This window comes from Nocardia concava NBRC 100430 (assembly GCF_000308815.1).
Taxonomy (GTDB): domain Bacteria; phylum Actinomycetota; class Actinomycetes; order Mycobacteriales; family Mycobacteriaceae; genus Nocardia; species Nocardia concava.
This window is the reverse complement of the sequence record NZ_BAFX01000095.1, coordinates 63,929-77,376: the sequence shown is the minus strand read 5'-3', so window position 1 is coordinate 77,376 and position 13,448 is coordinate 63,929. Positions and strand designations below refer to the sequence as shown.

The window sequence follows — 13,448 nt, the reverse complement described above, 5'->3', positions numbered from 1 at the left end:
CTCCCAGTTGGATGTTCCGGCTACCGATAATTCCCGAATCGCGGTCTAGCAATGCAGAGGCAAATGTCCTGCTATCAAGATCGTAAAGGGTCGATCAGCCTCGGGTGCCGAGGCCGTCCAGAACGATGCGCAGATTGCGCTGCCATTGATCGGGTGCGGCGGTCAATCCGATCGTGTGATCGTCGGTGGCCACTCCGGCCAGCACGAAGGCCACTTCCTGCCAGGTGATGTCGGACCGCATCGAGCCGTTTTCCTGTGCCCGCGCGACCAATTCGCGCAACCGCTCGCGCAGGTCGCCCAGGCAGCGCTCCAGATCGCAGCTCCCGGCGCCGCCGAGGGCCTCGTTCACGCCACAGCTTTCCTTGCGCAAACCCACGTAGGCGGCGGCGAATTCGGTGAATCCCTGCCAGGGATCGGGGTTTTCGAGTGCCCGGTCGGCGACTGCGATGCCTTCGTCGAGGACTTCTTCCAGGACGGCTTGCAGCAATACGTCGAGTGAGGGCACGCGGCGATAGAAAGTCCCTTTGCCCACCCCGGCGCGCTGCGCGACCTCTTGCGCTGTCACGTTCACCCCGACCTCGGTGACGGCAGAACGCGCCGCGGCAACCAGCCGTTCCAGATTCCGGCGCGCGTCGGCGCGCGGCGTCGGCCCGGATTCGCGGGCCAGGAGGCGGTCGACGGCGGTCATGACCTGGACTCTAGCAAAAGTGGACTTTCTGGGTCCGCTTGGCTAGCTTCAAAAACGGACCGACTGAGTCCGGTTAGTGAAGAATTTCAGCGCGAAGGAGTTGAGCGATGTCCGACCGCATCCGAGTGGGAATCATCGGCGCGAGCCCCGACCGCGGCTGGGCCTCCCGCGCCCACATCCCGGCCCTGCGCGCGCTCCCGGACGTCGAACTGACCGCGGTCGGCACCAGCCGCCGCGAAAGCGCCGAACAAGCCGCCCGCGACTTCGGAGCCGACCACGCCTTCACCGACGCCACCGCCCTGGCCTCCCACCCCGACGTCGACCTGGTCGTCATCACCGTGAAGGTCCCCGCCCACGCCGCCCTCATCCGCGCCGCCCTCGCCGCGGGCAAACACGTCTACTCCGAATGGCCCCTCACCCGAACCACTTCCGAGGCCGAGGCCATCGTCGCCGAAGCGGCCGTCGCATCCGGTCATCACGTCGTCGGGCTGCAGGCTCGCTTCGCCCCGGCGGTGCTGCGTGCCCGGCAGCTACTCGCGGAAGGCTATGTGGGCGAACCGGTTTCGACCACCGTCTACTCCTCGCGCGGCAAGGGCGCGGGCGGTCGCATCCCGCAGTGGGCGGCCTACACTCTCGACCGTGAGAATGCCGCCGGGCTCCTGGAGGTGGCCGGTGGTCACACCCTCGACCCGGTGCAGTTCCTCCTCGGAGACCTCGCCGAGGTATCGGCCGACCTGGCAATTCGCAATGCGCACAACGTCGTCGCCGAAACGGGGGAGCGGCTACCCGTGACGAGCCCCGATCATCTGCTCCTGAACGCCCGCACGATCGACGGCCTGGTGGTGTCGGCCCATCTGCACGACGCGAAGATCACCAACGCCCACACCCGCATCGAAATCTCCGGCACCGAAGGCGATCTCGTCCTGGCCAACGACACCGCCACCGGCGCGCCCGGCCTGCACGCAGGCGGCATCCAGATGAGCGACCTGAAACTGCTGGCCTCCCGCGGCGCCACCTGGCAGGACCTCACCCCCGCCGACCCCGCGCCCATCGCCGACCTCCCCGTCGAATCCCGCAACGTTGCCCGCCTCTACGCCCGCCTCGCCGAAGACATCCGCACCGGCGACCACACCGTCCCCACCTTCGACACGGGCCTGCGCATGCACCGCGTCCTCGACGCCATCCGCCGCAGCGCCGACATCGGCGCCCGTCAGTCGATCCCTGCCTGACCGCTTCTCCCCGTCATCCCGGCATGCTTTTGGCCGGGATCCACAGCAGTTCGGGTGGATTCCGGCCAAAAAGCGCGCCGGAATGACGGAGTGGGCCTCCGACACGGAAGAGCCCCACCAGGATTCGCCGGGTGGGGCTCAACGCATGTGGGATCGGTTAGGAGGTGAAGGCGCCCATGGTCGGGAGCCATTCGATGATGCGCTTGTCGGTGAGCAGGCCCTCGCGGTTGAACGGGTCGTCCTCGAAGAGCTTGGTCACGGCGTCGAGGGAGTCGGCCTTGACCAGGATGAGGGCGCCGGAGCCGTCCGGGTACGGGCCGCTGGTCAGGACGGTGCCCTGGGCGACCAGGTCGTTGAGCCAGCCGCGGTGCTCGGGGCGGTGGATGTCGCGCGCGGGCGCGGTGGCGTCGGAGTAGACGTAGTGGACGGCGAAGACTGCCATGGGCGAGAGCTCCCTCTAACTCGGTATGGGTTCGGAAGTATCAGAGCGTCAACAGCATTCGGGTATTCCCGAGCGTGTTCGGCTTGACGTAGGACAGATCCAGGAATTCGGCGACACCGGTGTCGTAGGACCGGCACATCTCGGCGTACACCTCGGCGGTGACCGGCGTGCCCTCGATCTCCACGAACCCGTGCCGGGCGAAGAAATCCACCTCGAAGGTCAGCACGAACAGCCGCTTGAGCTGCAGTTCCCGCGCGACCGCGATCAGCTGCTCGACCAGCAGCCGCCCCGCCCCGGTGCCCTTGATATCCGGATGCACCGCGACCGTGCGCACCTCGCCCAGATCGGCCCACAGCACGTGCAGCGCACCGCAGCCCAGGATCACGCCGTCGCGCTCGGCGACCCAGAACTCCTGCACCGCCTCGTACAGCGTGACCAGGTTCTTCTCGAGCAGGATCCGGCCGGCGTAGATGTCGATGAGCTTCTTGATCTCGGGCACGTCAGAGGTTCGCGCTCGGCGGACGGTCGGCACGATTGCCGCCTGCCCGCCGACTGAACCGCTGTCTGGTGCCCGTGTTGTCATGGGGTGCACAGTAGTCGGCCCACCTACCGATAGGCTTGTCGGTGTGTCACACATCCAGTCGCCCCGCATACCGGCATGGCCGGGGAATCATGGCCGCCGCGACGGCCGGTGGGGGCTCTGGTGACTGTGCAGCGTGACGAGATCGAGGGTCGCTGGGCGGAAGCCGGTCCGGCGGCAACCCCGGGCTACATCTCAGCACCCCGGCCCGAGGCGGTCGTGGAACCCGCGGCGGTACCGCTGATGAACATCGCGAATATCCTGACCATCCTGCGCATCCTGATCGTTCCGCTGTTCCTGATGGCCTTGTTCGCCCACGGCGGGCACGACACCGAATGGCGCTGGATCGCGGCCGGACTGTTCGGCATCGCCGCCATCACCGACCGCATCGACGGGCAGCTGGCTCGGAAATACGGCCTGGTCACCGACTTCGGCAAGCTCGCGGATCCGATCGCCGACAAGGCGCTCATCGGCGCCGCGCTGATCGGGCTTTCGATGCTGCACGATCTGCCGTGGTGGATCACGCTGGTCATCGTGGCCCGCGAACTGGGCATCACCCTGCTGCGGCTCGCCGTGGTCCGGCGCGGTGTCATTCCCGCGGGCCGGGGCGGCAAGCTCAAGACGCTGGTGCAGTCCGTCGCCATTGCTGTGCTGTTGCTGCCGCTGTCGGGCGGATTCGCTTCGGCCGGAATGGACTTGATGTATCTCGCGGTGGTGCTGACCGTCGTCACCGGTCTGGATTACGTCGTGCAGGCGGCTCGCCTGTGGTTCGGCTCGCCGGGCGGTTCCCGTGCGTCCTGATCGCCCGGTTCGTGCGCGGCCCGATATCGAGGCCGTGCTGTCCCGCGTGGCGACCGCCGCACCGATCCCGCCCGATCCGCTGATCGCCGCCGCCGACGCCGCCGATCTGGTGGCCGCCCTGGTCGAGGCCGGCCAGACCGTGGCCACCGCCGAATCGCTGACCGCTGGACTGCTCAGCGCGACCATCGCGGGAATTCCGGGCGCGAGCGCGGTGTTGCGGGGTGGACTGATCGTCTACGCCACCGACCTCAAGAACTCGCTCGCGGGTGTGAGTGCGGACACGCTGGCCACGGATGGACCGGTGGCCGCGAGCACCGCGGAACAGCTCGCCGTAGGGGCGCGACGCCGCTGCGGGGCGGACTGGGGAATCGGACTCACCGGGGTCGCCGGACCCGATCCGCAGGACGGCAAGCCCGTCGGCACGGTATTCCTTGGTATAGCGGGTCCACAGTCCACCGAGGTACTTCGGTTGAAGTTGTCGGGGGACCGGTGGACGATCAGGGTGGGCGCGGTCCGCGCCGCGGTCACCGAACTCGTCCGCTCGGTCAGGGGCGAGTGAAGGGGCCGGGAACGCGCGGCCGCCGCCGGACGTTGTCCAGTCAAACGCTGGGTCCGGCGAGACGAGTGTGAGGAGAACGAGATGACGCTGCTGCGAGAAGCCATCGGAGAGAGCCTGCGGCGTGCTCGGGTCGCCCAGAGCCGGACACTGCGTGAGGTCTCCACCTCGGCGCGCGTCAGTCTGGGGTACCTGTCCGAGGTGGAACGGGGTCGCAAGGAGGCGTCCAGTGAACTGCTGGCCGCCATCTGCACGGCCCTGGATGTGCCGCTGTCGCAGGTGCTTTTCGATGTGAGCGCGGCCATGGCCGACGCCGACAAGGCCACCGCGCTGGCGGGTGAGAAGGCCGCCACCGCGAATGTTGCGAAGCTGCCCACCAAGGGCATCGCGAAGGTCGCCGGGAAGGTCACCCCGAAGGGCGGCGACGGGGATGTCGCGCTGGCCGCCGATGGTACTTTCGGCCCCCGCATTGTGATTCCGGCCCCGAAGCCGGACCGTCTGGTGCTGGTGGCCGCCAAATGATCGCTGTGCTGCGGAGCCGAAAGGGATAAATTCTCTGTAGGCTTCGTGCCGGAGACGTCGTGCTGTTGCCGAAATCTCCGGAACGACCGTTGCACAGTGGAGATATGGGACAACAGGGGTGCGCGACGGTCGCGCACTACTGTCGCGCTAAGGGGCGCGGCACGTCATATGGAGGCGGGATCAATCGATGGCTAATCCGTTCGTGAAGGCCTGGAAGTACCTGATGGCCCTCTTCGACTCGAAGATCGAGGAGCATGCGGATCCGAAGGTCCAGATCCAGCAGGCCATCGAGGAAGCCCAGCGCCAGCATCAGGCCCTGTCGCAGCAGGCCGCGTCGGTGATCGGCAACCAGCGCCAGCTGGAGATGAAGCTGAACCGGCAGCTCGACGAGGTCGAGAAGCTCAATGCCAATGCGCGCCAGGCGGTTCTGCTCGCCGATCAGGCCAATGCCTCCGGCGACACCGAGAAGACGATCCAGTACACCAATGCCGCAGAGGCTTTCGCCGCGCAGCTGGTGACCGCCGAGCAGGCCGTCGAGGATCTGAAGGTGCTGCACGACCAGTCGCTGCAGGCCGCCGCCCAGGCCAAGAAGGCCGTCGAGCAGAACGCCATGCTGCTGCAGCAGAAGGTCGCCGAGCGCACCAAGCTGCTGTCCCAGCTGGAGCAGGCCAAGATGCAGGAGCAGGTCTCGGCCTCGCTGCAGCAGATGGACTCCACCCTCTCCGCCCCCGGCACCACCCCGAGCCTGGACGCGGTGCGTGAGAAGATCGAGCGCCGCTACGCCAACGCCCTCGGCGCCGCCGAGCTGGCCGGCAACTCGGTCCAGGGCCGCATGATGGAGGTCCAGCAGGCGTCCATCCAGATGGCCGGCCACAACCGCCTCGAGCAGATCCGCGCCTCCATGCGCGGCGACGCCCTCCCCGCCGGCGGCAACGCGGCCCAGCCTCAGATCCAGGGCCAGCCCGCCCAGCCCGCCGCCAACCCCACCTTCAACAAGGGCCAGGCCGCCCAGCAGTAACTGCTGCGCGAAAGGTAGTACGACGATGGGGAGATCGCGGGCCGACCAAAGTCCCGCGACCTCCCCTGCCCGTTTCCTCCGCAGGACCCGGACAAAAACCCCAGACCCCATCCCCGGTCTCCCCTCCTCATTCCCCACCCCGGCTAACCCCCAGCCCGCCGAAACAGCCGACGCCACACCGGCTCCCGTGCAGGCGGTGAGGACTTTCCCAGCGCCGGAAAACAACCCGTCGCACCCCCTCGGACCCGGCCACCCCGCCCGACCCGACGCCGCCACCAGGTCGAGCGCGGTCGCGCCGCCGAATTCGCCGTCCGAGGCGGACCAGAACTTCAGCGCCACCCCGCGATTCGATGCCCGGCCGCCTGTCGGACCCTCGCCGTACGGTGGGGCGATGCCCGCACAGGAGTCTCAGCGGCCAACGTCCGGATCGAGCGCCGCCGTGCCGCCCCCGGCGGGCGCCCCGTGGACTCCTCCTGCGGGTTACCAAGCGGGCCCGTCCGATCCAGGTTTCCTGGGCGACGGCGCATACGGCGGCGGCGCGGGTGAATTCGGTCGGCGACCGGTGGAGGCGGGTGCGCAGCCGAGTGCCGAGGGGCGACGCAAGCGGAAGCGGCGGGAGCGGGCTACCGAGGCGGTGCGGGAGGTGTTGGCGCCTACCGGGTTCGAGCCGGAGGAGTTGGCGCAGCGGCTGCCGGATACCTTGCGGGGGGTTGGGGAGCAGGCGTTGGTGGCGGTGCGGAAGTGGGCGGATCCGCGGGAGCGGGAACTTCGCAAACGTCGGCGCGCGCGGCGCCGCAGCTTCCGGTTGGGAACGGCTTCCGGGCTGACCACTGCGGGAACCGTTGGGCTGGTGTTGATTTCGGCGCCGGCGTGGGCGGTGGTCGTGGTCGGGGGCGGCGCGGTCGCGCTGGTCACCGGAACGGCGGTGACCGCCAAGCGTTATCTGGAGATGCGGAAGGCACCGTTGCCGCAGGCCACGTTCGTGCCGCGGAAGCTGCCGCCGATTCGGTCCGCCGCGCGAGCTTCCATTGCCCGATTGGTACGCGCAGAGCGTGCGCTGCACGGATTGCATTCGCAGATCGCGCGATCCGGTCGGCTGCCCGAGGACGATCTGCACGACACGTTGGAGACGGCTGCCTCCGGAGCGGCCGCGCTACACGCCCTTGCGCAGGATGTGGTCGCGATGGAACGCGCTTCCGGTGCGCTGGGCGCGAATTCGCCGCTGGGCGAGCACGTCCGGGCCGTGTCGATCCGCCTGGACGGCGGCGTCGTCGAATACGAGGGCATGGTCGCGGCCGCCGCCCGCGTGCTGGCCGTCCCCGAAAGCGCCGCGATCACCGACGATCTCGGCTGGGCCATGCTCAACCTCCGCGACGCCGCCGACCGCCTCGACGGCTGGGCCCAGGCCCTGACCGACCTCGCCGACCAGCGCTACCGCGCGAATCCCTGAATCTCCCCTCCGGCCGGGTCTCGGGGTGAACCCTGAACTATCCCGGATTTCGGTGTTGACCTGGTGATTTTCTCGGGCCGGCAACGCAGTATGGATGGTGACGGATCGCGCGGACGGCGGTTCGGAGACTAGGAGGCAAGGAAATGTTCTGGAAGATCCTCGGCGTCGTCGTCCTCGTGTGGATCGCGGTGGCTGTGCTCGGTGCGCTGATCAAGGCGCTGTTCCCGATCCTGATGGTGACAGCGGTCATCTTCGGCCTGTACCTGCTGTACAAGGCCCTGTCGGGTTCGAAGGACAAGTCGCCGCTCGGCAAGTTCTGACGCGAAAAGGCTTTCATGGACCGTCCACCCTGATGAGCAGGGTGGGCGGTCCTTTTTCCGTAGTATCGGCACATGGCTACTGCTGTCGTTGCCACCTCCTACGGTGGACCGGAAGTCTTGTCGCTCATCGGGGTCGAGGTGCCCGATCCCGGGCCGGGTGAGGTCACCGTCGCGGTTCGCGCGGCGGGGGTGAATCCCTTCGACTACAAGTTCTACAGCGGTGCGTTCGGCGCCGATCCGAACAAGCTGCCGCTCCGTATCGGCCTGGAGGTGTCGGGAGTCGTCACCGCGGTCGGGCCCGATGCGGACGGCCCGGCGGGACCGATCTCGGTGGGGGACGAGGTGATCGCGCAGGTGTCCGGCGGTTACGCCACCGCGGTGAACGCCCGGGTCGGGGGCGTGGTGCCCAAGCCCGCCGAGGTGGATTGGAAGCAGGCCGCGGGGCTCATCAGCGTGGGCGGGACCGCGGTGCATCTGCTGACGGCCACGGGCGTCGGTCCGGGCGACACCGTGCTCGTGCACGGCGCCGCGGGTAGCGTGGGCGCGCTGGCCGCACAGCTCGCGGTGGCACGCGGCGCGCGGGTCATCGGCACGGCGTCGCCGAGTCGGCACGAGCGGTTGCGCGCCTACGGCGTGGAGCCGGTCGAGTACGGACCGGGTCTCGCGGATCGCGTGAGCGCATTGGCTCCCAATGGAATCGACGCCGCCATCGACACCGTCGGGACCGACGAGGCGGTGGACGTCTCCCTGGAGCTGGTCCCCGACCGCTCCCGCATCGCCAGCATCGTCGCTTTCGGCCGCGCCGCCACCGACGGTTTCAAGGTGCTCGGCATGGGCCCCGGCGCCGATCCCGGTACCGAGATCCGCGGCAATGCCTGGCGCGAACTGCTGCCGCTGCTCGCCGCGGGCAAGCTCGATCTGGCGATCGCCAAGACGTTCCCGCTGGCCGAGGCGGCCGCGGCACACGAATTCGTGATGGACGGTCACGCCGGCGGCAAGGTGATCCTGCTGCCCTGAACGCGGGCAATCGATTTGGCGAAACGTCCCATATGAGTGCCTCGCACGGCATATGTTGTTGCCCACAACATATGCCGTGTGTGCGGTCGCAACCCATCGCACCGCCGCTTGAAAGGTCACCTGATGAGGACGAAAAGCGCGCTCCCGCCGAAGAAGTCCGGACGCCGACGGGTCTATGCCGCCGCCGCGCTGGCGCTGACCGGCCTACTCACCGTCACCGCCTGCGGATCCAATTCCAGCTCCGGCGGCGGTTCCTCGTCGAACGCCCCGGACACCGGCGGCGCGAACGGCACGGTCGGGGTCATCCTCCCCGAGACCGCCAGCTCCGCCCGCTGGGAATCCTTCGACAAGCCGCTGCTGCAGAAGGCGTTGAAGGAGGCCGGTTTCGGCGCCGATGTGCAGAACGCGCAGGGCGATGTCCAGAAGTTCTCCACCCTCGCCGACGGCATGATCGCCAAGGGCGTGAAAGTGCTGCTCATCGCGTCGATCAATAGCGAGGTCGGCAGCGCGGTCGCGGCCAAGGCCAAGAAGGCCGGCATCCCGACCATCGACTACGACCGCCTCAACCTCGGCGGATCCTCGGACTACTACGTCTCCTTCGACAATGTGAAGGTCGGCGCGCTGCAGGGCCAGGGCCTGGCCACCGCGCTCAAGGACAAGCCGGGCGCGCAGGTCGTCGAGATCGAGGGCGCGCCGACCGACAACAACGCGACCCTGTTCCACCAGGGCCAGGAGACGGTGCTGCAGCCGCTCTACGACTCGGGTGCCTTGAAGTTGGTGCGCAGCCAGGCCATCGACGACTGGAACAACCAGAAGGGCGGCACCACCTTCGAGCAGATCCTCACCGGCAACGGCGGCAAGGTCGACGGCGTGGTCGCGGCCAATGACGGCCTCGCGGGCGCGGTGATCACGGTGCTCAAGAAGAACGGCCTCAATGGCAAGGTGCCGGTGACCGGTCAGGACGCCACCGTGGACGGCCTCAAGGCGATCCTGCGCGGCGACCAGTACATGACCGTGTTCAAGCCCATCAACGAAGAGGCCGATGCCGCGGTGAAACTCGCGGTGGCCCTGGCCAAGGGCGACAAGGCGGGCGCGGATGCGCTGGCGCAGAACGTGAGTCAGGACACCAAGGGCAAGCGGGACGTGAAATCCGTGCTGCTGACCCCGCAGCTGATCACCAAGTCCGAGGTCAAGAAGGTGGTGGACGCCGGATTCGTGAAGGCGTCCGATGTCTGCTCCGGCGACGTGAAGCAGGCCTGCACCGATCTCGGCATCTCCTGAGTCAGAGCCCGAAAGAAGAGACATGAGTGAGCCGCTGCTCCAAATATCCGGCCTGAACAAGAGTTTCGGACCGGTGCACGTGCTGCACGACGTGGACCTCACCGTGCCGGCGGGAGAGGTCACCGCACTCGTCGGCGACAATGGCGCGGGCAAATCCACGCTGGTGAAATGTGTTGCCGGAATCCACGCCTCCGATTCCGGGGAGGTGCGTTTCCGGGGCGAACCCGTTCACCTGCATGGCGCCAAGGACGCGGCGGCGCTCGGCATCGAGGTCGTCTATCAGGACCTGGCCCTGTGCGACAACCTCGACATCGTGGCCAATATGTTCCTCGGCCGGGAGCGCGGGAAACCGTGGCTGCTGAACGAGGCGGACATGGAGGAGGCGGCGCGGCGCACCCTGGCCTCGTTGGGGGTGCGCACCGTGAAATCGGTGCGCACCCCGGTCGCAGCTCTCTCCGGTGGCCAGCGGCAGACCGTGGCGATCGCGAAAGCCGTGCTGTGGAACAGCAATCTGGTGCTGCTCGACGAGCCGACCGCGGCGCTGGGCGTGGCGCAGACCCGGCAGGTGCTGGATCTGGTGCGGCGGCTGGCCGAGCAGGGGCTGGGGGTGGTGTTGATCAGCCACAACCTGGCCGACGTGTTCGAGGTCGCGGACCGGATCGCGGTGCTGTACCTGGGCCGGATGGCGGCGCAGGTGCGGACCGCGGATGTGACCACCGGGCAGGTGGTGGAGTTGATCACCTCGGGGCGCTCGGGTGATCTCGGCTTGGCGCGGCCGGAAGCCGTCGCGCTGTGAGCGGGAAAGTCACTGGGGCTGTGAACGAGAAGACCACTGATATGACCAATGTTTCGGAAGCGGCGGCCCCGGACACCGGCGGCGCCATCACCGACTTCGGGATCGACACCACGACGCTGTCGACCCGGGATGCGTTGCGCGACTATGTGGCCCGGCTGCGCGGCGGCGAGATCGGTTCGCTACCGGCGATTCTCGGGTTGATCGCCCTGGTGGTGCTGTTCTCGCTGATGTCGGATGTGTTCTTCTCGCTGAACAACATCGCCAATCTGCTGGCGCAGGGCGCGGGCCAGACCATCATTGCCATCGGCATCGTGTTCGTGCTGCTGATCGGTGAGATCGATCTGTCGGCGGGCACGGCCTCGGGTGTCGCGGCGGCGGTGCTGGCCATGCATTTCGTCGACAACGGGAACCTGTTGACCGGCATGGGATCGACGGTGTTCTACATCTTCGTCGCCATGCTGGTGCTGGCCGCCGTCCTGGGCGGGCTGCTGCGGATCTGGCCGAGCGTCGCGTTCTCATTGCTCGGCATTCTGCTGACAGTCCTTGGCCTGGAAGCGAATCCGTGGATCGAGATGCTGCTCGCGGTGTGTGTGGGCGCGGCCATCGGGTCGATCACCGGATTCCTCATCGCCAAGATCGGCATGCCGTCGTTCGTGGTGACGCTGGCGTTGTTCCTGGCCTGGCAGGGCGTGATCCTGCAGCTCATCGGTGAGGGCGGCGTGCTGGGCATCAGCTCCTCGCATGTGCTCAACGAAGTGGCCAACGGGAATCTGTCCACCGCGGGCAGCTGGCTGCTGTGTGTGATCGCGGCCGGGGGATACGCCGGGGTCACCCTCGGCGGGCATTTCCTGCGCAAGCGGCGCGGACTGGTCACCTCGCCCACACCGCTTGTGGTGGTGAAGGTTTCGGCGCTGGTGATCTTCGCGATCGTGGTGACGGCACTGCTCACCGTCAACCGCTCACCCAGCAATCTCATCGTGATTTCCGGTGTGCCGTATGTGGTTCCGATCGTGCTGGTGCTGCTGGTCGCCGGAACCTATGTGCTGACCCGCACCACCTACGGCCGCCACATCTACGCGGTCGGCGGCAACGCCGAGGCGGCGCGTCGCGCGGGCATCAATGTAACCCAGTTGCGGGCAAGCGTTTTCGTCATCAGTTCGTCGTGCGCGGCGATCGGCGCGATCGTGTACTCGTCGAAGGTCGGTTCGGTCGATCCGCAGGCGGGCGGGCTCAATACCCTGCTGTTCGCGGTCGGCGCGGCGGTGATCGGCGGCACCTCGCTGTTCGGCGGTCGCGGCCGGGTGGCCGACGCGGTGATCGGCGGTGCGGTGCTGGCGGTGGTCTCCAACGGCCTGGGCCTGCTGCAGCAGCCGGCGGCGGTGGTCTCCATCGTGACCGGGTTGGTGCTGCTGCTGGCCGCGACCGTGGACGCGCTCTCGCGTCGCCGCGTGGCGACCACGGGACGCTGACCCGTGGTCGCCGAGGATTATTGAGCCGTGGCGATGGGGGATCATTGAGTCGCGCAATGGTATTACCGAATCCATGACCGTCGCCCGACCGGACGAGGTGCGCCGGTTCAACCGGTCGAGCCTCCTGCGGCTATTGCACACCGGAGGCCCCGCCACTCGGGCGGCGCTGGCCACCGAGCTCGGGCTCAACCGATCCACCATCAAGATGCTCGTCGACGGCCTGGCCGAGGACGGCGTGGTGGAGGAGAAGGTGCCGCGGCTGGCGCGCGGGGCCGGACGGCCGTCGCTGCTGGTGCTGCCGCAGCCACAGGCGGCGGTGGTACTGGCGGTGGACGTCCAGGTCGAGCACGCCGGGATCGCGCTGGTCGGTTTCGGCGGGCAGATCCTGGGGCGTAACAGCTGGAATCTGCGTGGGCGGCAACGCGAACCGGACGAGGTGATCACCCACGTCGCCGAGTCCGCGGCCATGCTGGCCGCGGATCTGGATCTGAGCCCGGTGGCGGCGGGCGTGTGCGTGCCCGGCGTGGTCCGGCGGGCCGACGGGCTGGTGCACACCGCGGCGAACCTGTGCTGGGGTGAGGTGGCGCTGGGGCAGCGGTTGCGGTCCGTGCTGGATCTGCCGGTGACCGTCGGCAACGACGCCGAATTCGGTGCGCTCGCAGAGCATGTCCGGGGTGCGGGGCGCGGGGCGGCCGACGCGGTGTTCGTCTCGGCCGATGTCGGGGTCGGGGGCGGGCTCATCGCGCAGGGGGCGCTGTTGCGCGGGTCCGCCGGGTATCTCGGGGAGATCGGGCATATGACGGTGCGGCCCGGCGGGCGAATGTGCCACTGCGGCAATGAGGGCTGCTGGGAGACCGAGGTGGGGGAGGCGGCGCTGTGCCGGGCGCTCGGGATGCCCGAGCACGGGCCGCGCGGGGCGATCGTCGCCGAACTGCGTGAGCTGCACGGGGATTGGGAGATCCACCTGCGCGAATACCTGGATTGGCTGACCCTGGGCCTGGTCAACGTGGTGAACATCCTCGGGCCGGAACTGGTCGTGCTCGGCGACCTGTTCACCGCCCTGCCCGACGGTGCGGTCGCCCGGGTCGGGGACGAGGTGCGGCGGCGCAGCATGGTGAGTCGCGCGCTGGGCGGGGTGCGCATTGAAAAGTCCAGGCTGGGAGCCGATTTGAAGCTGCTCGGGGCCGCCGAGGCCGCCTTCGAGGGCGTGCTGGCCATGCTGTGATGCCGAGTCGGCCGTGCGCTGCGGCCGAGTGGCCGAGGTCCGAGGTGGAAGGGT

The 13,448-nt window shown here is 68.3% G+C and carries 15 protein-coding genes; 12 read left to right on the top strand and 3 right to left on the bottom strand.

Annotation, left to right across the window (positions count from 1 at the left end; all coding sequences use genetic code 11):
• Positions 1-94: 94 nt before the first annotated feature.
• Positions 95-688 carry a TetR/AcrR family transcriptional regulator gene (locus ON43_RS22020; protein WP_051178900.1) on the bottom strand — a complete coding sequence of 198 codons (594 nt, stop codon included), beginning with the start codon at positions 686-688 and terminating at the stop codon, positions 95-97.
• 107 nt (positions 689-795) lie between these two features.
• Here ON43_RS22020 and ON43_RS22015 point away from each other — a divergent pair, with 107 nt between their 5' ends.
• Complete coding sequence (locus ON43_RS22015; protein ID WP_040810345.1) at positions 796-1,917, top strand: Gfo/Idh/MocA family protein; 1,122 nt, start codon at positions 796-798, stop codon at positions 1,915-1,917.
• A gap of 157 nt (positions 1,918-2,074) precedes the next feature.
• Here ON43_RS22015 and ON43_RS22010 read toward each other — a convergent pair whose 3' ends face one another.
• Both ON43_RS22010 and ON43_RS22005 read right to left on the bottom strand, forming a co-directional pair.
• On the bottom strand, positions 2,075-2,359 hold the full coding sequence (locus ON43_RS22010; RefSeq protein ID WP_040810343.1) for a YciI family protein: 285 nt from the start codon (positions 2,357-2,359) through the stop codon (positions 2,075-2,077).
• Positions 2,360-2,399: 40 nt separating this feature from the next.
• Positions 2,400-2,942 (bottom strand): amino-acid N-acetyltransferase, encoded by a 543-nt coding sequence (locus ON43_RS22005; protein ID WP_051178899.1) that lies wholly within the window; start codon positions 2,940-2,942, stop codon positions 2,400-2,402.
• A 120-nt stretch (positions 2,943-3,062) separates the two neighbouring features.
• Between ON43_RS22005 and pgsA the strand changes: the two genes are divergently transcribed.
• The 11 genes from pgsA (at position 3,063) to ON43_RS21950 (ending at position 13,394) form a co-directional block, all read left to right on the top strand.
• Positions 3,063-3,740, top strand: coding sequence for a CDP-diacylglycerol--glycerol-3-phosphate 3-phosphatidyltransferase (pgsA, locus tag ON43_RS22000; RefSeq protein WP_040810522.1), 678 nt, complete (start codon positions 3,063-3,065; stop codon positions 3,738-3,740).
• Positions 3,741-3,804: 64 nt separating this feature from the next.
• On the top strand, positions 3,805-4,299 hold the full coding sequence (locus tag ON43_RS21995) for a CinA family protein (RefSeq protein ID WP_040810520.1): 495 nt from the start codon (positions 3,805-3,807) through the stop codon (positions 4,297-4,299).
• 81 nt (positions 4,300-4,380) lie between these two features.
• Positions 4,381-4,818, top strand: coding sequence for a helix-turn-helix domain-containing protein (locus tag ON43_RS21990; RefSeq protein ID WP_040810339.1), 438 nt, complete (start codon positions 4,381-4,383; stop codon positions 4,816-4,818).
• Between the two features lie 187 nt (positions 4,819-5,005).
• On the top strand, positions 5,006-5,836 hold the full coding sequence (pspA, locus tag ON43_RS21985; protein WP_040810337.1) for a phage shock protein PspA: 831 nt from the start codon (positions 5,006-5,008) through the stop codon (positions 5,834-5,836).
• Positions 5,837-6,227: 391 nt separating this feature from the next.
• Complete coding sequence (gene pspM / locus ON43_RS21980; RefSeq protein WP_245568688.1) at positions 6,228-7,286, top strand: phage shock envelope stress response protein PspM; 1,059 nt, start codon at positions 6,228-6,230, stop codon at positions 7,284-7,286.
• Positions 7,287-7,429: 143 nt separating this feature from the next.
• Entirely contained in the window at positions 7,430-7,606 is a 177-nt protein-coding gene (locus tag ON43_RS45595; protein WP_040810335.1) for a hypothetical protein, read from the top strand.
• A gap of 72 nt (positions 7,607-7,678) precedes the next feature.
• Positions 7,679-8,623 carry a quinone oxidoreductase family protein gene (locus ON43_RS21970; protein ID WP_040810333.1) on the top strand — a complete coding sequence of 315 codons (945 nt, stop codon included), beginning with the start codon at positions 7,679-7,681 and terminating at the stop codon, positions 8,621-8,623.
• A gap of 123 nt (positions 8,624-8,746) precedes the next feature.
• The gene (locus ON43_RS21965) at positions 8,747-9,904 is read left to right on the top strand and encodes a sugar ABC transporter substrate-binding protein (protein ID WP_083913601.1); all 1,158 of its coding nucleotides are present in this window, start codon (positions 8,747-8,749) and stop codon (positions 9,902-9,904) included.
• 22 nt (positions 9,905-9,926) lie between these two features.
• On the top strand, positions 9,927-10,700 hold the full coding sequence (locus tag ON43_RS21960; protein WP_040810331.1) for an ATP-binding cassette domain-containing protein: 774 nt from the start codon (positions 9,927-9,929) through the stop codon (positions 10,698-10,700).
• A gap of 41 nt (positions 10,701-10,741) precedes the next feature.
• Positions 10,742-12,169 carry a sugar ABC transporter permease gene (locus ON43_RS21955; RefSeq protein ID WP_040810329.1) on the top strand — a complete coding sequence of 476 codons (1,428 nt, stop codon included), beginning with the start codon at positions 10,742-10,744 and terminating at the stop codon, positions 12,167-12,169.
• 73 nt (positions 12,170-12,242) lie between these two features.
• Positions 12,243-13,394 (top strand): ROK family transcriptional regulator, encoded by a 1,152-nt coding sequence (locus ON43_RS21950; protein WP_086007995.1) that lies wholly within the window; start codon positions 12,243-12,245, stop codon positions 13,392-13,394.
• Positions 13,395-13,448 lie beyond the last annotated feature (54 nt).